The sequence below is a fragment of the Nocardia sp. NPDC055050 genome (genome assembly GCF_053608345.1).
In genome coordinates this window covers 15704-34517 of sequence record NZ_JBSGVG010000009.1, presented here as the reverse complement: position 1 = coordinate 34517, position 18814 = coordinate 15704, and the positions used below count along the sequence as shown (strand labels likewise).

Annotated in this window: 15 protein-coding genes and 1 pseudogene; 9 read left to right on the top strand and 7 right to left on the bottom strand. The window is 68.7% G+C overall.

The annotated features are described in order from the left end of the window. Positions 1 to 125 precede the first annotated feature (125 nt). The gene (locus tag ACWGCN_RS11600; RefSeq protein ID WP_387447168.1) at positions 126 to 1079 is read left to right on the top strand and encodes a DNA polymerase domain-containing protein; all 954 of its coding nucleotides are present in this window, start codon (positions 126 to 128) and stop codon (positions 1077 to 1079) included. 50 nt (positions 1080 to 1129) lie between these two features. On the opposite strand, the gene ACWGCN_RS11595 is transcribed toward ACWGCN_RS11600, so the two are convergent. Then, a complete protein-coding gene (locus ACWGCN_RS11595) occupies positions 1130 to 1690 on the bottom strand; it encodes a GlcG/HbpS family heme-binding protein (RefSeq protein WP_378633096.1) in 561 nt (186 codons plus the stop codon). 323 nt (positions 1691 to 2013) lie between these two features. Here ACWGCN_RS11595 and ACWGCN_RS11590 point away from each other — a divergent pair, with 323 nt between their 5' ends. Together ACWGCN_RS11590 and ACWGCN_RS11585 are read left to right on the top strand one after the other, a co-directional pair. Continuing rightward, a complete protein-coding gene (locus ACWGCN_RS11590) occupies positions 2014 to 3210 on the top strand; it encodes a sensor histidine kinase (protein WP_452459484.1) in 1197 nt (398 codons plus the stop codon). Positions 3211 to 3303: 93 nt separating this feature from the next. After that, complete coding sequence (locus ACWGCN_RS11585; RefSeq protein WP_378991457.1) at positions 3304 to 3936, top strand: response regulator; 633 nt, start codon at positions 3304 to 3306, stop codon at positions 3934 to 3936. A 66-nt stretch (positions 3937 to 4002) separates the two neighbouring features. Here the strand turns inward: ACWGCN_RS11585 and ACWGCN_RS11580 are convergent, their stop codons facing one another. Further along, positions 4003 to 4497, bottom strand: coding sequence for a DM13 domain-containing protein (locus tag ACWGCN_RS11580; RefSeq protein ID WP_379314650.1), 495 nt, complete (start codon positions 4495 to 4497; stop codon positions 4003 to 4005). Between the two features lie 397 nt (positions 4498 to 4894). On the opposite strand from ACWGCN_RS11580, the pseudogene ACWGCN_RS11575 reads away from it, so the two are divergent. Continuing rightward, positions 4895 to 5221: pseudogene (locus ACWGCN_RS11575) on the top strand (transglycosylase family protein); the annotation flags it as partial. A 43-nt stretch (positions 5222 to 5264) separates the two neighbouring features. Here ACWGCN_RS11575 and ACWGCN_RS11570 read toward each other — a convergent pair. Continuing rightward, positions 5265 to 6539, bottom strand: a complete 1275-nt coding sequence (locus tag ACWGCN_RS11570; protein WP_378991460.1) for a PucR family transcriptional regulator — start codon at positions 6537 to 6539, stop codon at positions 5265 to 5267. A gap of 192 nt (positions 6540 to 6731) precedes the next feature. Between ACWGCN_RS11570 and ACWGCN_RS11565 the strand changes: the two genes are divergently transcribed. Both ACWGCN_RS11565 and ACWGCN_RS11560 read left to right on the top strand, forming a co-directional pair. Next, the gene (locus ACWGCN_RS11565; protein WP_452459483.1) at positions 6732 to 7880 is read left to right on the top strand and encodes an esterase/lipase family protein; all 1149 of its coding nucleotides are present in this window, start codon (positions 6732 to 6734) and stop codon (positions 7878 to 7880) included. Next, positions 7877 to 9238, top strand: coding sequence for a lipase family protein (locus ACWGCN_RS11560; protein ID WP_452459482.1), 1362 nt, complete (start codon positions 7877 to 7879; stop codon positions 9236 to 9238). Before ACWGCN_RS11565 ends, ACWGCN_RS11560 begins: the two co-directional genes overlap by 4 nt. 536 nt (positions 9239 to 9774) lie before the next feature. Here ACWGCN_RS11560 and ACWGCN_RS11555 read toward each other — a convergent pair. The 3 genes from ACWGCN_RS11555 to ACWGCN_RS11545 form a co-directional block, all read right to left on the bottom strand. Then, a complete protein-coding gene (locus tag ACWGCN_RS11555) occupies positions 9775 to 10455 on the bottom strand; it encodes a hypothetical protein (RefSeq protein WP_452459481.1) in 681 nt (226 codons plus the stop codon). Next, positions 10455 to 11105, bottom strand: coding sequence for a hypothetical protein (locus ACWGCN_RS11550; protein WP_378991467.1), 651 nt, complete (start codon positions 11103 to 11105; stop codon positions 10455 to 10457). Before ACWGCN_RS11550 ends, ACWGCN_RS11555 begins: the two co-directional genes overlap by 1 nt. 214 nt (positions 11106 to 11319) lie before the next feature. Next, positions 11320 to 11817 carry a hypothetical protein gene (locus tag ACWGCN_RS11545; protein ID WP_452459480.1) on the bottom strand — a complete coding sequence of 166 codons (498 nt, stop codon included), beginning with the start codon at positions 11815 to 11817 and terminating at the stop codon, positions 11320 to 11322. 99 nt (positions 11818 to 11916) lie between these two features. Here ACWGCN_RS11545 and ACWGCN_RS11540 point away from each other — a divergent pair, with 99 nt between their 5' ends. Further along, positions 11917 to 15276 carry a WD40 repeat domain-containing protein gene (locus ACWGCN_RS11540; RefSeq protein WP_452459479.1) on the top strand — a complete coding sequence of 1120 codons (3360 nt, stop codon included), beginning with the start codon at positions 11917 to 11919 and terminating at the stop codon, positions 15274 to 15276. Between the two features lie 510 nt (positions 15277 to 15786). On the opposite strand, the gene ACWGCN_RS11535 is transcribed toward ACWGCN_RS11540, so the two are convergent. Beyond that, complete coding sequence (locus ACWGCN_RS11535) at positions 15787 to 16755, bottom strand: cation diffusion facilitator family transporter (protein ID WP_452459478.1); 969 nt, start codon at positions 16753 to 16755, stop codon at positions 15787 to 15789. 215 nt (positions 16756 to 16970) lie between these two features. Here ACWGCN_RS11535 and ACWGCN_RS11530 point away from each other — a divergent pair, with 215 nt between their 5' ends. After that, the gene (locus ACWGCN_RS11530; protein WP_378991473.1) at positions 16971 to 18065 is read left to right on the top strand and encodes a sensor histidine kinase; all 1095 of its coding nucleotides are present in this window, start codon (positions 16971 to 16973) and stop codon (positions 18063 to 18065) included. After that, positions 18062 to 18742, top strand: a complete 681-nt coding sequence (locus tag ACWGCN_RS11525; protein WP_378991474.1) for a response regulator — start codon at positions 18062 to 18064, stop codon at positions 18740 to 18742. Before ACWGCN_RS11530 ends, ACWGCN_RS11525 begins: the two co-directional genes overlap by 4 nt. The last annotated feature ends 72 nt before the right edge of the window (positions 18743 to 18814 follow it).

Here is an 18814-nt window from a genome sequence, read left to right as displayed (position 1 = left end):
CCTGGTGATCGACCAAAACGGGTGGTGACCGCAGATCGAGGCGCCCTGCGTTCGGCTGGGGCCGGGCGGCGGGTTTGTGTCCGTGACCGGTTGACCGCCCTCTGGCAGCGGGGCAAGGTGGGGCCATGACCAGCAAAGAGCTGCGCGGTGGGGTGGAGATGAGCAATCTCGATCAGCCGTTGTTCGACGGGGCCGAGGCGACCAAACGGGATCTGGTCGACTATCTCGAGTTCGTGGGGGAGCGGCTCGTTCGGGTGTTGCGGGGGCGGGCGCTGTCGGTGGTGCGGGTGCGGCCGGGGCAGGAGCCGTTCATGCAGAAGAACCTGCCGAAATACACTCCGGACTGGGTTCCGCGCGCGACGGTGTGGGCCGAGAGCTCGCATCGCGAGGTCACCTACGCGCTCGGCGACGACGTGCGCACGCTGCTGTGGTTCGGAAACCAGCGCGCGGTGGAATACCACCCGCTACTGCTGCCGGTCGACCACAGCGCGGGACCGACGCACCTGGTGCTGGATCTGGATCCCTCACCGGGACAGACGTTTCGCGACGCGGCCGCGGGTGCGCAGCTGATCCGGGCCGCGCTGGCGGCCGACGGGCTCGCCGGTGCGGTGAAGACCAGCGGCGCCAAGGGACTACACGTCTACGTGCCGATCGAGCCCGGCGTCGCGATCGAGGACGCCGCGGCGGCGACCCGGGCCGTCGCGGCCAGGGCCGAGCGCATCGACCCCACCGTCGGAACCACCGCGTTCATCCGCGAGGACCGCGCGGGCAAGGTCTTTCTCGACTCCACGCGAGCCGGTGGCGCAACGGTGATCGCGGCATACAGCCCGCGCATCCGTCCGGGTGTACCGGTGTCTTTTCCCGTGCGCTGGAACGACATCGACTCGGTGACCCCCGCCGACTTCACTCTGCGTACGGCGCGGGACCTGCTCGGTGACGCTGACCCGTGGGACACGGAAATGCCTGCGCCACAAGTACTTCCAGCCGACTTGATCGCCGAGGGCCACACCATTCCGATCGCCCGAGTCCAGGCGATGCACGAGGGTAAACGCCGGGCGCGCGCCCGGCGCACCGAATGAACACTGTCCCCCTGCCGAATTCGGCAGGGGGACAGTACTTCAGATCCTGATCAGCTTCCGAGCGAGGCGACGCCCGCCTGGGCGAACTTCTCGTCGAGGTCACCGCTCGGAGCGCCTGCCACGCCGATGCCCGCGATCGGGGCGTTGTTCGACTTCACCGGGGCGCCGCCACCGAGGAAGAGGGTGCCGTCGATGTCGGCCAGATGGGGAGCCGACTCGAGGCGCTTGGCCAGTTCGGTGGTGGGGGCGTTCCAGGAGACCGCGGTGAAGGCCTTCTGCTGGGCGGCGTCGTAGGACTGCGGGCCCGCGCCGTCGCCGCGCAGGGTGACGATGACATTGCCGTTGCGGTCGACAACCGCGACGCTCACCCGCTGGTTCTCCTTGGCGGCGGCGTCGAGGGCGGTCTGCGCGGCCTTGGTGGCGGCGGCGATCGACAGGTGAGTCGACTGGGCCAGGTTGGCGTCGGCGGCGTTGACGACGACGGGGGTGCGAGTGGCCGGGTCCTGATCCTGCGCCTGGACCGTCACGACGCCGACCACACCGGCGGCGACGACACCGACGGTGGCGCCGGCGATGATGAGACGGTTGCGGGTGGTGGACTTGGCGGTCATGACTGCTCCTGTGCGGATCTCGGCCGGCCGGCGGTCTGCCGTGGCCTGTTGATATCCATCCTGTTCGCTCGCGGGCCCGCGCGGATCGGCGTACCGGCTGCACTCCGGGGCCGGATCGGCCGACACCGGGGTCAACCGATCGGATGACCCACCTCGGGCGATCATCGGGAAGAATCAACAGTTCGCCCAGGCCGAGCTGTTTTCTCGGCCGCCTCGACCCGGACCGACCGGAGGGTGCGACGCCGGAGTGCTCGCGGGAGGCAAGATCGAGGTCGAGAGGCCGGCAACCGCGGCGGCAGCCGCCGAGAACCCAGGTGGATGACATGGCTCAGTTGCTCGGCGCCCAGCGAGACGACACGCGCCTGCTCGCCGTCATCGTCCACAGTGCGTTCTATGTGCTGCTCGCCGCGTCGTTGATGCGGTGGCTGATCCGGCACAGCGAGACGCGGTCGACGCCGCTGATCGTCGTCCTCTCCGTGGTGCTCGCGGTGCTGTACGCGCTGAGCGAGCTGCGTCAGTCGGGTCGGCTGGTGTGGTTCGCGACGCTGGTGCTCACCTGGTCGGTGCTGGTGGTGCTCGCGCCGAGTTTCGCCTGGTGCGCGGTGCCACTGGTGTACACGGGGCTGCGGATTCTGTCGGAGCGGGTCGCGGTGATTCTGGTCGTGGTACTCACCGCGCTGGTGGTGTCGAGTCAGGTGCGCATCGCCGGCTGGCTCGATCCGAATCTGGTGCTCGCCCCACCCGCGGTGGCGGCGGTGACCACGGCGCTGTTCGTCGGAATGCGCCGTCAGGCCGAACGGCAGGCCGCGCTGATCGACGACCTGGTGCGGACCAGACAGGAACTGGCGGCCACCGAACGCACGGCGGGCACCCTGGCCGAACGGCAACGACTGGCCATGGAAATCCACGACACCCTGGCCCAGGGACTGTCGAGTCAGCGCATGCTGCTCCAAGCCGCCGACCTGGTGTGGGACAGCGACCCGCAACTCGCGCACACGCATCTACGCTCGGCCGCCGCCATCGCCGAACGTGACCTCACCGAGGCTCGCCGGTTCGTCCACGATCTGGCCCCGGCCGACCTCGCCGCGGGCGGATCCCTGCCCGCCGCGCTGGCCGCGCTCGCCGAACGAGAGACCACGGACACCCTGACCGTGCGCTGCCATATAGAAGGAGCGCCGGGCCCGTTGCCCCAGCGGGTCGAGGCCACCCTGCTGCGCATCGCTCAGGGCGCGCTGGCCAATGTGCGCGAACACGCGGCGGCCACCACCGCCACGATCACCCTGACCTGCCTCGACGACCAGATCGTGCTCGACGTTGCCGACGACGGACGCGGCTTCGACCCCGACGCGCAGGCCGACCCGCAACAACATCGCGGACACGGCCTGCCCGCGATTCGCGCGCGAGTGCGCCAACTCGGCGGCACCTGCACTATCGAATCCGCGGCCGGTGACGGCACGGTGCTCTCCGCCGCGATTCCGCTCGCGCCCGGGATCATCGACGACGCGATCGCCGGCCACTGAAGCGCTCGCCGCCACGAACATCCGCTGACCGCGCCGGCGCCGGCCCGCGAAGGGATTCGCATCGTCGGGGAACGCGCGCACTAACATCGGCACGTGACCACCACCGTGCGCCTGTTGATCTGTGACGATCACGCGGTCGTCCGCGCCGGACTGCACGCACTGCTGTCGAGCGCGCCCGGTATCGAGGTTGTCGGCGAGGCTGCCGACGGACCGACCGCGGTCACGCTGGCCGCGAGCCTGCACCCCGACGTGGTGCTGATGGATCTGCAGCTCGGTAGTGACATGGACGGTGTCGAAGCGACCCGCCGGATCACCTCCCAGCCCGCCCCCACCCCGCACGTCCTGGTGCTGACCACCTACGACACCGACGCCGACATCACCCGCGCGATCGAGGCGGGCGCCACCGGATACCTGCTCAAGGCCGAGCGGCCGGAGGAACTGTTCGCCGCCATCCACGCCGCCGCCGGCGGGCAGACCGCCTTGTCGGCGCCGGTCGCCGCCAAGGTGATGGCCAAGATGCGCAATCCAGGACCCACGCTCACCGCGCGTGAGCGTGACATCCTCGGTCAGCTCGCCCACGGCCTCGGCAACCGCGAGATCGCCCGCGCACTGCACATCAGCGAGGCCACGGTGAAAACGCATCTGGGCCGCATCTACGACAAACTCGGGGTCGACACCCGTGCGGCGGCGGTCGCGGTGGCCACCGAGCGGCGCTTGCTCGCCTGAGGGTTCGAGTGCCCACTCGGCAGGGGCAGAAGGGTCGGGGCAGGCCCTGATCGGACAGGGCGGCGCCTACGCGGGCGCCAGCGTGGCGGCGCCGAAGGACACGTGGAAGCGCTCGCACCAGATACTGACCGACTTCACCGTGGCCAGATCGGTACCGGCGGGCAGCTCGTAGTTCTGGCTGCCCTCGTTTCCCTTCAGGGCGCCGAGGTCGATGCGGTCGCCGTCGTCGAAGTTGTGCCAGTCGTCGACGATCACCGGCTGGTCGGTGAGCCAGACGTGCAGGGCAGGCCCGTCGGAGGTCTTCAGGTCGACGATCCGGAGCACGACGGTGCCCTCCGACGTGCGCTGGAGCTGGGCGGTGCCGGAGGTGTCGTGCTCGTGGGAGACGAAGGTACCCTCGGCGATCACCGGCGGTGGCGCGCCGTCCACCGCGACGATCGGTGCCTCGTCGACGGTGACCGTGGTGAACAGTCGCCACGGCTGGAACAGATAGAGACCTACGCCTACGGCCGCGACCACGCCGAGCGCGAGGACGGTGAACAGGGTCCGGCGAGTGCTCATGTGTGCCTCCTTTTCACCCATCATCCCCCGGCCGGGCGTGGGCAGACTGCCCGAATTGCCGGAAAAGAAACGTGATCGGGGTCTCTGATTCCTTATGAGCCCCGTCACATTACGACGCTATAACGACAGTGGTGTGATTACGGATTTATTACGGTCGACCAGGGGTGAACGGTGTTCGTTTGGACAATGCTCGCTACAAATGGCGTCGTGATCGGTACGTGATCTCAGGTCGCAAACCGGCTACATTCGATCACGGCTTGAACAACAACCCGAGCCGAATCGAATCGCAGAACGCCAGAAAGCCTGCCCCGTGATTCGAGGATCCCCGACATGACTGAGGGGCAGGGACGCGGTAGTTTTCATCACCGAGTCGGTGGGCGCAGGCAGGAAATACTTTATGTCTTTCAATCGCAAGTTCACCACCCGTGCCCTTGGTCTTGCCGCTGTTGCCGGCGCGATGATCGCCGTTCCGGCCGGTCTGACCACCGCAACCGCCTCGGCGAACAACTGGGACGCCGTGGCGCAGTGCGAGAGCACAGGCAACTGGAACATCAACACCGGTAACGGCTACTACGGCGGCCTGCAGTTCTCGCAGAGCACCTGGGAAGCCTACGGTGGCGCGGGCTCCGCCGACAACGCCAGCCGTGAAGAGCAGATCCGCGTGGCCGAGAACGTGCTGGCCGCGCAGGGTCCCGGCGCCTGGCCCGTGTGCAGCGCCTACCTGTAAAGAGCGCTGACAAGTAAGACTTTCCTTGTCGGGAAACGAATTACCCGCTATTCGATGCACACGTCGAATAGCGGGTTTTTTCGTTCTCCAGAGAATCGAGTCGATACACCGTGAGCGACGCGGCGAGCATACGTGAATCTTTCGGATCAGCCGGGTCGAGACCGGTGAGTTCGGCGATCCTGCGCAGGCGATAGGTAAAAGTATTCGGGTGCACGTGAATAAGTCGTGACGCAGTTTTGCGGTCGGCGCCGTGCACGAGATGCGCTTCCAGCGCATCGATCAGGTGCGGACTGCTCAAAAGCGGAATCACCCGCTGCGCCAGGCGTTCTCGGGCCGGGCCGGGCCGGGTGAGCTGATATTCGAGCAGCAGATCGTCGAGCCGGTAGCAGCCGCCGGGCTTGCCGCGTAGTCGCGCCAGTTCGGTCAGTTCGGTCGCGTCCTTCGCCGCGGCCGGAATGGCGTCACGACTGACACCGGAGAACTCGGCCAGATACACCGGTACCCCGAACTGGGCCCGCAGGCGGTCGGCGAGTTCGTCGAACTTCGCCGCGTCGAGGATGTCGGTTTCGGAACTGTGACTCAGCAACGCGATGCCGTGAGCGCCGTCGAAGGTGGCCGGGGTGGTGGTGCCGGTGAGCTCGTCCAAAGCGCGCTGCAACACCCGGATCCGTCGCCTGGTCACCAGGTTGGCCGCAGTGCCAACGCGCGGTGGCTCGCTCAGATGGACCGCCAGCACCGTGTACTGATCGGCGAGGATCGTGTCGGCGCGGGCGGCGAGCTCCTCGGCGGGCAGGCCGCGCACCAGTGCCGAACACAGCTCCCGGCGCGCCTCGCGTTCGGCGTGATAGATCGACTGCTCGACCTCGGTGTAGGTTTCCACGACCGTCATGTTGATATGACGCAGCAGATCGAGCAGGCGGTTGCCCACCCGCGCCATCTCCGCGGTCTCGGTGGGCAGAGCCAGCGACAGCGCCTCCGCGAACACCGACTGCGCCGAGCCGTGGATCGCGCCGATCAGCATCGGCAACGGCAACCGGTCCTCGGCGTGACGCTCGGCGACCGGGGCGACGAAGGCCGCGACCTCGGCGTAGGTGAACTCGCGGTCGGCGCCGATCGCCTCGAGCACGGCCCGCCCGCACGCGTAGATGGTCGGCAGCACTTCCGCGGTGAAGTGTCCGTCGGGCAATTCGGCGGGCGCGTTGGCGCCGAGACCGTCGGCGAGCATGCGTTCGGAGATCTGTGGCCACCGCGTCAGCAGCCGAGCGGTCAGCGCGGGCAGAGCGGGGAGTTCGGAAACGGGGTGTTCGGCGAGCATGACTCGATTGTGTCCGACGACAGCCCGGTAGTGGACCATCCGATCGAAAACGTACAGAACTTGGCTCCCGCGCCAATCCGGTCCAGAGTTTCTCGTTGCCCGGTGCAGTGACATCACTGTGTCCTGGGTCATAGATTCGCAGAGCGCGTCCGAGCCACCTGTTCGTCGACGCGGATCTACGGAAGTGAAACCATGATTGCAACGACGCATTCCCTTCGCCGCGCGCTGTGCGGAATCGGCATCGCCGCGGCGCTGACCGTGGCCGCAGGCCCGGCCGACGCGGCTCCCACCCTGGAGCCGACGATCGCCTCGCTGGCCGAATACGTGAACGCGGGCACGGTCGCCGCCGCCGACGGCCGCACACCCACCGCCATCGCCGACACCGGCAGCGCCTCGGGCAGCAGCTCGGGTTCGTCGGGCAGCCGCGCCTCCGACGCCGTCGGTGAGGGCCCCGAGATGTCGGCCTACCTGCCCGCCTTCGCCTACGGCCTGCTCCACCCCGACGCCGCGCCGCCCGGCGCCAACCGCTGGGACTGCAGGCCCTCGGCGCAGCACCCGCGCCCGGTGGTGCTGCTGCACGGCACCTGGCTCAACGCCTACGACACCTTCTCCTATCTCTCGCCCCGCCTCGCCGAGGCCGGGTACTGCGTGTTCGCGCTGAACTTCGGCAAATCCGGGCTGCTGGAGGCCGGCGGACTCGGCGCCGTGCTGCCGGGGCGCTACGGGGTGGGCCCGATGGCCGACTCCTCCCGTCAGGTGGCCGATTTCATCGAACGAGTCCGCGCGGCGACCGGGTCGGACCAGGTCGACATCGTCGGCCATTCCCAGGGCGGCACTATCGCCAATCACTACCTGAAGTTCGAGGGCGGCCAGGGCAAGGTCGGCAAGCTCGTCAGTTTCGGCGCCACCCACCACGGCACCTCGCTGCTCGGGATCGCCACCCTCGGCCGCATGATCAACAATGCCGGCATCGACATCATGGGCTTCTACCGGCCGATCATCGGTGCCGCCAATGTCGAACAGGCCGTCGGCTCGTCGTTCTACACCACCCTCAACGCCACCGGCGACACTGTGCCCGGCGTCGCCTACACCGTGGTCGGTTCCCGTTACGACGAGGTGATGAATCCCCTCGACCTCGCCTTCCTGCGGGCCGGACCGGACGCGACTGTCGACAACATCGCCCTGCAGAACGGCTGCGAGCAGGACGTCTCCGACCACCTGACCATGATGTATTCCCCGCGCGCCGCCTCGATCGCGCTGCGTGCCCTCGATCCGGAAGGCAGTCCCACCTTGACCTGCACGTTCAACCCCTGGTTCTTCGGTGGCGGCGGCAGCCTATGACCGTCGACGCCCCGGCGCCGACCAGCCGCGCCGCACCGCTGCTCCCGCCCGCCGACCCGTTCTACGACGCTCCATCCGGTTTCGACGCGCTCGCGCCGGGGACGGTGGTGCGGTCGCGGCCGGTGGACGTCGCGCTGTTCGGGGTGATCCGGCAGCGGATCACGGCCTGGCAATTGCTGTACCGCACCTGCGATCTCGACGGTGCGCCGGAAGTGTCGGTGACGACAGTGCTGCTGCCGTGGGGCGCTGCCGCGCGTCCACGGCCGCTGGTGTCGTTCCAGTGCGCGATCGATGCTGTGGCCCCGCAGTGCTTTCCGTCGTACGCGTTGCGGAGCGGCGCATGGACGATCGGTTCGATCGCGCCGCTCGAGCTGCCGATCATCGCGATGGCCCTGGAGCAGGGCTGGGCGGTATCGGTACCCGATCACGAAGGGGCGGGTGGCCGGTTCGGAGCGGCACGTGAACCCGGATACCGTGCGCTGGACGGGATTCGGGCCGCGCTCGGCTTCGCCCCGATGGCGTTGACGCCCACCACGGCGGTTGCCCTGTGGGGCTATTCGGGTGGCGGGTTGGCGACAGCGTGGGCCGCCGAACTGGCCGCCGAGTACGCGCCGGAGCTGAATATCGTCGGTGCGGCGGCGGGATCACCGGTGGGTGACCCGGCCGCCGCGTTCGTGCGTCTCAACGGCGGATGGTTCGCCGGGTTCCCGGCGGCGTTCGTCGCGGGATTGCGGCAGGCCTATCCCGAGCTCGATCCGGTGCTCAGCGATCACCTCGACGCGCGATATCGCGGTCTGCTCGGTGAGGCCGAGGAGCGCAGCACCTTCGCGCTGCTGCTGCGGTTCGCCCGTCGTGATGTGACCCGGCATCTGCGCGGCGGCATGGGGGAGTTGCTCGCCGAGCCCGTCCTGCGCCGCATCCTCGCCGACATCGAACCCGGCACTCGCGCGCCCGCCGCACCCCTGCTCATCGTCCAGGGGGTGAACGACGAGGTGATCGCCGTCGCCGATATCGACGCCCACGTGCGCCGGTACGAGCAGGCCGGGGCGACCGTGCGCTACCTGCGCGTGCGCCGCGGTTCGCACCTGCCACTCGAATTCCTCATCGTCCCGGCGATTCTCGACTGGCTCACCGACAGATTCGCTGGAATTCCCGCACCGACCGGCACGTGCACCGTTGCCTCCGTCGCCCGTTCACCGCGGGCCCTGCGTACGCACTTCGCGTTCGTGCGGCTGGCGCTGCGCATGCTGGCAGGTAGGCCGATCGGTGGGGTATCACCGGAACGAACCAGCCTGCGTCACAGCGATGCCGAACATCCGGACGTGGTCGGTGATGCCTCGATCGCGATCGAATGCTGAGTCGGTGTACTCCGTGAGGCGCGTGCTCGATTGTGGTGGTGTGTCAGGAGCGGTCGCCGTGAGCTGAGCCTCGCCACGCAGCGGCCGGAGCGCGACGAACTCCGCGGTGTCGCGCCGTGTTCGGCTGTCGGTGCCTCGTTGTCGCCGCGCCGCCTCGAGATCGGCCGACGCGGCGAGCTGCCGCGCCGTGTCGTTCCTCGAAGGTGTCATCCCCGTGTTCCTCACCACCGGCACCGGCACCGGCCGTCGGAACAGAGATGCGCCATGCCCCGGCGGCGGTTCGCCGCGAACCGTTTGCCCCTCGCACGGCATCAGTGTCGGTGAGGGGTTTCACCGACGTCGACGCCACCACTGCGGCGACGTCGGTGAAGTACTACTGCCCTGGGAGTGACGGCCGCGCCGCCGCTGCCGAGTGGAGCCGCAGGGGGGTTCCACCCGGTCCGTCGGCGCGCCCTCCCTGGGCGTATCCGAACCCGGTTGCCGGACGAACATCTCCGGCAGCCGGGTTCCGTGCCTTGCCCGACAACCCGCGACGATCAGCTCAACCCGGCGATGATCGCCGCTCGTACCGGATCACCGGCAGGGAGGCCCTTGGCCACCCGCCGCCAAGCGTTGCGCCCGGCCGTCAGCGAGCAGCGCACCGCATCGGTCACCGCCGATACGTGCGTGCCGTCGAGTGCCGCACCCGCCAACAGCGAGATCTCGAGATCCTCGGACATGGTGAGTGCCCTGGTGACGGCCTGCCCGGTGAGCGTGCCGTCGTCACCGGCGTAGAGGACGACGAGCAGTTCGGTGCGGTCGGCGCCGAGGCGTACCGAGATCCGCACGATGTCGCCCGCCGCGGCCCGAGCGCCGAACGAGTGCACCGAGATTCGCGTCTGCTCCGCGCCCGCGGGCGAGCGGGTGAATTCGATCCCCAACTCCCGGTCGCGCTGCTTCTGCACCGTGCGAGTCGTTGTCTGCTCGCTGTCCGACGACGCGGCGAGCGGCTGCACGGACCAGCCGGGCACCGTCATCACGGCCCGGCGCGCACCGAGGTCGCCGAGCGCGGCTGAGCTGCCCGACACCGCGCCTGCGCGTAACAGTCGCTCGGCGATCCGCGCCCCCGCGTCGGCGGACTCCGCGTCGGCGTCCGGGCTGTCGGACGCGGCGAAGGCGACCAGCACGTCGATGTCGACAGGCAGACTCAACCGGTCCGCGTCATGATCCGGCGCCATTACGCTGTCTCCTCGTTGTCCCGGGCGTCGAGCTGCGCGCGCACGGCCTCGCGCAGCAACTTGGCGCCTGCCGCGCGCAATCGCTTGACCTTCTCCTGGCTGAACCGCAGGTCTGCGGCCACCTCGCCGGTGGTCTGCACATCGGTATAGCTGCCGTCCGCGGCGATCACGAAGGTCGCGCGGAGCACGGCGGCGGTCTCCGCGTGCGTGATCGAGGCCAGTGCGTCCCGCAGGACAGCGCGGTCGGCGAGCCGGTTCTCGGCGTCGCCGCACCGGTGATCCTCGAGTACCAGGACCGCCGACTCGTAGTCGACCCGCTGGCCGGGGTGACGTTTCTCGGCGGTGCGACTGCGGCGGTCCTGGAGCACCTGCCACTGCAGCTTCTTGAGCACCAGCGCTTTCCAGTGCCGGATGCGCTCGGTGGGCAGCGTCGCGGTGAGTTCGACCATGGTGTTCTGGGCGACGTCTTCGAAGTCGCTGCGCATGTCCGGGTCGAGCCGATCCAGGACGTAGCGCGCTTTGGTCGCCGCATAGGTCGACATGGTGACCAGGTCGGCGCCGAAGATGTGATCGACCACCGCCGGGCGCAGGCGTTCGGGGACCTCGCTCCAGGAGGCGCCGAGCCATTCGTCCAAGGGCTCAGTGCTCACCCGGCACCCCCGCTCGGCCGACGACGCGCACACCACGGCTCGGTTTCTCGACGCTCCCCGCGCCGCAGGCCGGGCCGAGGGCAGACAGTGGCGCGCGGTACCGGGTCGAGCATGTCGCATCGCGGAGCCTCCTGTCGGGTCGATCGGCTCCTACACAGATGCGGTTGCGGCTCGGAGCGGTTCGCTCAGTCGGCATCGACGGTGTCCACGCGGATCAGGTCGGGCACGCCGGGGAGGCGACCATGAACGAGAACGCGATCTGGCAGTACCAGGCCTTTTCGACCTTCCACTTCCCGTCCTCGACGACGAAGTTCACGATGAGCGGCTGCGGCGGGCTGTTGTTGATGGAAGCCGTGCCGTCGGCGATCATGCCGGGCGGTGCGGTGCGCGTACCCGTGATGGTGAGCGCGATGGTGGCGCCGCCCTGGCGGGGCGCGTCGGCGACCCGGTTCGGCAGCTCGGGGTCGCTCCCGATGCCCTGGATCAGCTCGAGTTTCTCGGCGTTGGACACGGTGGTGTCGAGCAACCGTCGCATCAGTTGCTCGACCTCGTCGGCGCTGGGCAGCGGCGGCGGTGCGGAAATCTCCTGCGCTACCACGGCTGTCGGCTTCGCGCTGGTGTCCGCGTCGTCGGCGCAGCTCGCCGATACCGGGATCGTGACGAGCAGGGCCGCGGCGGTCAGGGTGCGTCCGGCGATGTGTCGTCTCGACAACGTGGTCCCCTGGGTCGATCGGTGGTGTGCTGGAATTCCATCGTATCGGGGCATTCTCGGCAGGGTCGCCGGTGCTGCCCGGAGGGAGATGGGGGAGACATGGCAGGCGAATCGACCGATCAGCCGACGGACGCGCTCTTGTCCGATGACGCGGTGCTGATCGAGCTGACCGGTGCGTCACAACGCTGGCTTGCGCTGTGCCGTGCTGCCGTTGCGACCGGGCCGGATGCCGCGCGCCGATTGCTGGAACACCGGCGGGAGACGGGCGTGCTGGCGAGGCAGTCGCTGGCCCGCTGGAAGGATCTCGCCGCGGACGATCTGCTCGAGGAAGAAGCCGAAGATCCCGACGCGCAGGACCGCCGGATCACCGCGGATCTGTCCGCCGCACGCGCGATGGCGGTGCTGGCGCGGGCATTGACCGGTTCGATCGACACCGACGACGGGTGTGCGGCCTTTCTCGATCACGCCGAACGTGCCGGTCTGACCTCGGTGGGTACCCAGTTGCTGCCCGCGGGCATTCCGATCACCAGTGCGAATGCTCCGCTCGGTGAGATCGTGCGCCATTTCCTCGGACAGGGCGCTCGCGCGGCGCGCGGGTACGCCATCATGGCCGCGCTGGAGTTGTCCGGGCATACCCTCCCGGTCGTGCGCAGCAGCCGGATCAGCGTGCTGTTCGCCAGCTTCGGCGGTGGTGGCGAGGTGGGCGTGCTGCGCCTCGACCAGGTCCGGGGCGGACCGAGCGGCCTGCACCCCGACCCGGCGCGGATGGGCTTCCTCCAGGCCGATCGAGCCTTCACCGACAGCCTCGAAAAGGCTTGGCGCATCAGCAGATTGGCCGGCACCGACGCCTGTGTGCGATGGTCGGTCTCGACGCACGGCAGCGCTCCGGCCAACGACATCAACGGCGCGTCGATGGGCGCGGCGTTCGCGGTCGCCCTCGACGATCTCGCACCGCGGCACGCCCTGCTGCGAAAGCTGCGGCCCCGTCGACTCGACCCCGAGTGCGCGGTCACCGCGGGCCTGTCCGGGTCGAATCTGACGGCCGTCGGTGGCTATGCGGGCAAACTGACTGCCGCGCAACGCTCGTCGCTGCGCGTGGTGGTCGCGTCGGAGGCCTTGCGGGAAGCCGCCGACGAGGCGCCACAGAATTACGCCGACCGGATCTCGGCCGCCCGCACGGTGGCCGAAGCGATCGCCCGGACCCGCACACGGGCCAACCTCGCGCTGTGGATCGTTTCCGTCGCGGCCGGGCTGGCCGTGTTGCTGGCGGTGGGGTCGGTGACCAAGGTGGTCCAGCTGCGCATCGAGAACGCGGCCGCGCGCGCGGAATCGAATTCGCGTCTGTTCGCCGGCGTCGCCCGGGGTGGCGGCAATCTCAATCCCGCGCTGTCCCAGCAGATCGCCCTTGCCGCCTATCGCACCGCTGCGACCGAGGAGGCGCGGTCCGCTCTGTTGGAGAACACCGCCACGAATGCGCCGATCCGGATCAGTCCCGGCGTCGTGCTCGGTCGCGGGGTGGTCTTCGATCCCGACGCACCACGCATCGCGACTACCGCGCAGGGTGACGTGATCGCGATCGGCGAGGGCGACGGCTCCGTGGAATTGGTGCGGGTGAGCGAGTCCGGCGTCGATCGGTGGCCACGGTTCGACACCGGGAGCGGGCACATCCGGGGTCTCGCGATGAGCGCCGGCCACGAGTGGTTGGTGGTCGCGGGCGATCTGCGATCGGCGTTGTGGAACATCGCCGACCCCGGTGCACCGCGCCTGGTGACCGAGCTCCCGCTCGGCGGCCGGTTGCCTTCGTCGGCAGCGCTCAGTCCCGACCTCGGATTCGTCGCCATCGGCACCCACAGCGCGACGATTGCGAGCTGGCGCCTCGGCGACGATCCCGCGCACCCGGTCGCCCTGCCGACGATGTCCGGTTCGGGGCAGCGTGCGGAGGTCGCCCTGAGTGATCGCACGCTCGTCGCGGCGGTGCCGTCGTTGTTCGGCGGAATCTGGACCACCACGGTGCGCGCCTGGAACATCGAGACCCTCGACCGTGAGCAGACACCAGCGTTCGACCGCCGCCTCGAACGGCCCGGCGGCGCGGAGGCGAGGTCGGTCGAGTTCAACGGCGACGGCACCGTGCTGGCCGTCGGTCTCAATCCGGGCGAGGTCGCGCGCTGGCGAGTAGGCGCGGGCGGCTTCGACCCGATGCCCACCGTGCCGCGGGGCGCCAACGAATACCTCGACGTATCACCGACCGGGGACGGTCGATCCGCCGTGATCGTCGGCGGCGACACCCGGGCGCGCATTCGCGATCTGGACACCGGCGAGGAGCTGGTCACCTTCCCGATCGACATGGTCGCGCGGGCGCGCTTCCTGCGCGGTGGAAGGTCGCTGGTGACAACGAGTTTCGACCATGCCGTGCATGTGTTCGAGCTGCCGGGCCCGGTCGTGTCGACCAGCTCGCTGACGCTGTTCCGGTTTTCACCCGACCAGCCTGCCCTCCCGCAGGATCTGTTCCCCCGTTTACGAAGTCTGGCCAGAACGCCCTACGCCACCGATCGAGCGCTGCTCGACGGCGACCCCGCCGGCCTGATCGACGTCGTCGCGATCGCCCCGAACGCGGCCAGGGCGGTGACCAGAACCGAATTCACGATCCAGGTATGGGACATCACCGACCCGGTGACTCCGCGTCGTGTCGGCGCGCCGCTCAGCGCGGCAGGCGTCGACATCCGCGCCGTCACGTTCAGTCCCGACGGTGCCTTGGCCATCGGCCGCAGCATGACCCAGACCGTCGATCTCTTCGACGTCACCGGCGAGCCCCGACTGCGGTCGAGTATCCGATTCGGGCGTGGCTACCCGACCTCGCTCGCGTTCAGCCCGGACGGCGGCCTGCTCGCCGTGGGCAGCCACCGCACCGGCAATGTCAGCGTCTTCTCGACCACCTCCACCGCCCAGCCGATCGCCGAACTGTCCGATCTGCGAACCCCGGGGCAGACCATCGCGCTGGCCCTGAGTTCGCGCAACACACTCGCGGTCGGCACTCTCACCGGCGCCTTCGTCTACCAGCTCGGCACGCCGGGTACCCCGCCGCGTGCCCTTGCCGCCCCCGCGGGCGCCAACGGCTCGGCAGGTTCGGTGGCGTTCGATCCGGACGGAACCCTGCTCGCCATCGACGACATCGTCAGCGGCACCATCCTGCTCTGGGACTACTCCGACCCGGCGCACCCCACCGCCTACGCCACCATCGCCCGGGGGCTGCGCCACCGGCAACCCACCATGCTGGCCTTCGCCGCGGACGGCGCTGTTCTCACCGAGTCCGCGGTCGACGGCACCCTGCGGCAATGGCGCACCGACGCCGCCGCCGAAGCCGATCGGATCTGCGCCAGCGGCACCACCCCGATCACCCGCGAGGAATGGGTGGTCGCCCTCCCCGGTCACGCCTATGTGAACACCTGCCCGGCGCGCTGACCGATACGTCCTGCCTGGAATATCCGCATTTGCGTGTGACGGTGTGTAGCGGTGCCCCTATTTCTCGGGGCAACGGAAATGCAGCCTTATCGGATGTCGCAATATGAATCTCATAGAGTTCTCAGAATTATTTAAGGAACAGTGGGTATCGCGCGAAAATGCCAGGTAGAGCTGATGTTGTGGCCGTACTGTTACCAGTATCACTAAATCGGAAATTCCGTAACCCGTCGCGTTTGAGCGTCGATATGCCATTCGTAAGCCAGCTCCGGCTGGGCCTATGCGAGAAACAGAGGAATTACTATGATCCCCGTTATCATCGACACCGGTAGCGCTGCCCTGGGCGGCCTCTTCGACACCCTCGGCGCCGCACTCCACGGGCTGGTCGACACCCTGTGGACCGGTTCCTTCGGCGGCTGAATCAGCCCCATAGGTCGATGAAACGACCTGGTCCTCGCTAGCGCGTGACCGACGAGAAGGCCTCGCACCCGACGGGTGTGGGGCCTTCCCTCGTCAGTGGGTGTGGGGGGCTTGTTCGGGCACGTGCTTGGGGCCGTGCGAGTCGGCGCACGGGTGGGAGTCGCGGTTGCCGATGTCGAGCAGTTTCGGGCTGGCGTGGTCGACCTGCAGGGTGACGTGCTCGATGTGGTGGTCGTGGTCGAGCATGTGCGCGATGTCCTCGCGGACCGCATGGCAATCATGGCCGGGCCGCACGAGGACGTGGGCCGACAGTGCGGGAGAGCCGGAGGTGATTTCCCAGATGTGCAGGTCGTGGACTTCGGTGACGCCGTCGCGCGCGGCCATGTCGCGACCGATCTGCGCCGGGTCGAGATATTCGGGCGCGGCCTCGAGGAAGATCCGGCTCGACGCCTTGATCAGCCCGATGCCGGCCTTGATCATCAACGCCACCACGATCAGCGTCGCGACGACGTCGGCCTGGACCCAGCCGGTGAGGATGATGATCAGACCGGCGACGGCGGTGGCGATGAACGCGAACAGGTCGTTGAGGATGTGCTGGTAGGCGCCCTCGACATTGAGACTCGTGCGATCGGCGCGGCTGATCATCCAGGTCGCGAGCACGTTCACGGCGACGCCGACCAGCGCGGTGATCAACACCAGCCAACCGTGTACCTCCGGCGGCTCGAACAGCCGGCGAATCGCCTCGTAGCCGAGCCACAGTGCCAGCAGCAGCAGCGTCAGCCCGTTGGCCTGGGCCGACAGGATCTCGGCCCGCTTCCAGCCGAACGTCATCCGCCCGGTCGCCGGTCGCGCCGCGAGCCGGATCGCCCACAGCGCCAGCGCGATCGAGGCGGCGTCGGTGGTCATGTGTGCCGCGTCGGAGAGCAGTGCCAGCGAATCGGCGATGATGCCGACGATCACTTCGCCGATCAGGAAGGTGACGATCACCGCCAGCGCGCCGGCCAGCCAGCGTCGATCGCTGTCGGCCGATACCCCGTGGTCGTGCCCGTGCCCTGCGCCCATCGCGTTCCCCTTCTCCTGCGGTCCGATCGGTCGCAATCATATGCACACATCGCTATGTGTGCAATTCGTTCTTGGTCGAGCGTGATCGTCGCTGGTCATCGGATGTTGCCGCGTCGAATTCCACCCTATGCCTGAGCGTACGGTCGTGGTGCTGCCCATCGAATCACTCTCGAGAGTGAGGTGCGGTGGACTGTTTCCGGACAGACTGGGACGTCGTGGGAGTACCTCGGGAACATCCGTCGCCGCTGGACGCACTGATCGCCGCCGTCGTCACGGCCGCGAGCGTCGTGCCCGCGCTCGTCGTCGGTGCGTCGTGGTGGGTCGTCGGGTTGTCGGTCCTCGCATCGGCACCGGTGCTGTGGCGGCGCCGGGCGCCGGTGGGTGTGTTGTGCGTGGTCGGCCCGGCGATCACGGCGCTCGGCTGTGTACACGCGTTGCCGGTGCTGCCGTTCGGCACGGTCGTCTGTGTGTACACGATCGCGGCGCACTGTTCGGCACGGCAGCGCCGGCTGACCTTCGTACTGGTCGCGGTGGGAATTCTGGTGTCGCTGCTGGTGCCACGCGAGCCCGCTGACTCGTACGCCTATGCCGCGATGTCGTTCATGACGGCATGGGCGCTCGGGTCGGGCGTGCGCGCGAAGCAGGCGCAGATCGACGCGCTCGCCGAGCGGACACGACGTCTCGACGACGAACGCGAGGCCGCGGTGGTCCGCGAGCGGTTGCGGATCGCGCGGGATATGCACGACGGGCTGGCCCACACGGTCGGCGCGATGATCGTGCGCGCCGAAACCGGTCCGCTGCTGGATCGGGCGGATGCCGACGCGGCCTTCGCGGCGATCGCCGACGGTGGGCGTGATGCCCTGCGGGAACTGCGCCACAGTATCGGTGTGCTCCGCGAGGACGATCCGCCGCATCAACCGGGCGTAGCGGCTATCGCCGATCTGGTCGCCCTCGCCGAACACGGGGGTCTGGCCGCGCGTTTCACCGAGCACGGAACCCGCGTGCCGATCTCACCGCAAGCCGATGCCGCCGCGTATCGGATCGTGCAGGAGGCGCTGACCAATACGGGCAAGCACGCGAAGGCAACGCGGGTCGAGGTGGCGCTGAGTTGGTCATCGGGTCGGCTGGGGGTGCGGATCGCCGATGACGGCACCGCCGTGGACCATGCGCGGGCGGACGCAGGCCCGACGGGCTTCGGTTTGGTCGGGATGGCCGAACGGGTACAGGCGTGCGGTGGCTCGCTGCGGGCGGAGCCGACGTGTGCCGGGTTCGTGGTGTCGGCCGATCTGCCACTGGCACAGAGGAGTTGACCGTGCGGGTGCTCGTTGTCGACGACCAGGAATTGTTCCGTGCCGGGTTCCGCCTCATCCTGGAGTCCGAACCCGACATCGAGGTGGTCGGGGAGGCTTGCGATGGCGTGGAAGCGGTGACGGCAGCCCGGCGGCTCACCCCCGATGTGGTGGTGATGGACGTGCGGATGCCCCGGCTGGACGGGGTGGCGGCCACTGCTCGGATCTGCGCGGAAACCGCGGCAAAAGTACTGGTGCTCACCATGTTCGATGTCGACGAGTACGTCTATGCCGCCTTGCGGGCGGGTGCGAGCGGGTTCCTGCTCAAAGACGCACGCAGGGCCGAATTGATCGGTGGCGTCAGAGTCGTCGCCGCTGGTGACGCACTGCTGGCTCCCTCGGTGACGCGGCGGCTGATCGCCGAGGTCGCCGGACGCGCGCGGGCCCACCCGGAAGCGTCCGCGCAGCTGGCAATGCTGACCCCGCGGGAACGCGACATTCTGCGTGAACTCGCCGCCGGCCGATCGAACACCGAACTCGCGGCGCGGCTGGTCGTCACCGAACACACCGTGAAAACTCATGTCAGCTCCGTTCTTTCGAAGCTGGGGCTGCGCGATCGGGCGCAGGCGGTGGTCTTCGCCTACGAATCCGGAATGGTGGCGCCGGGGGACAATCAATTGCCGGGTGGTGTGAGGTGATCTCACTCGCGAGAGGGAGACGAGTCCGCTCGCACGGGCGATGTGCGGGGACCCGCTCCACCGTGACGATTG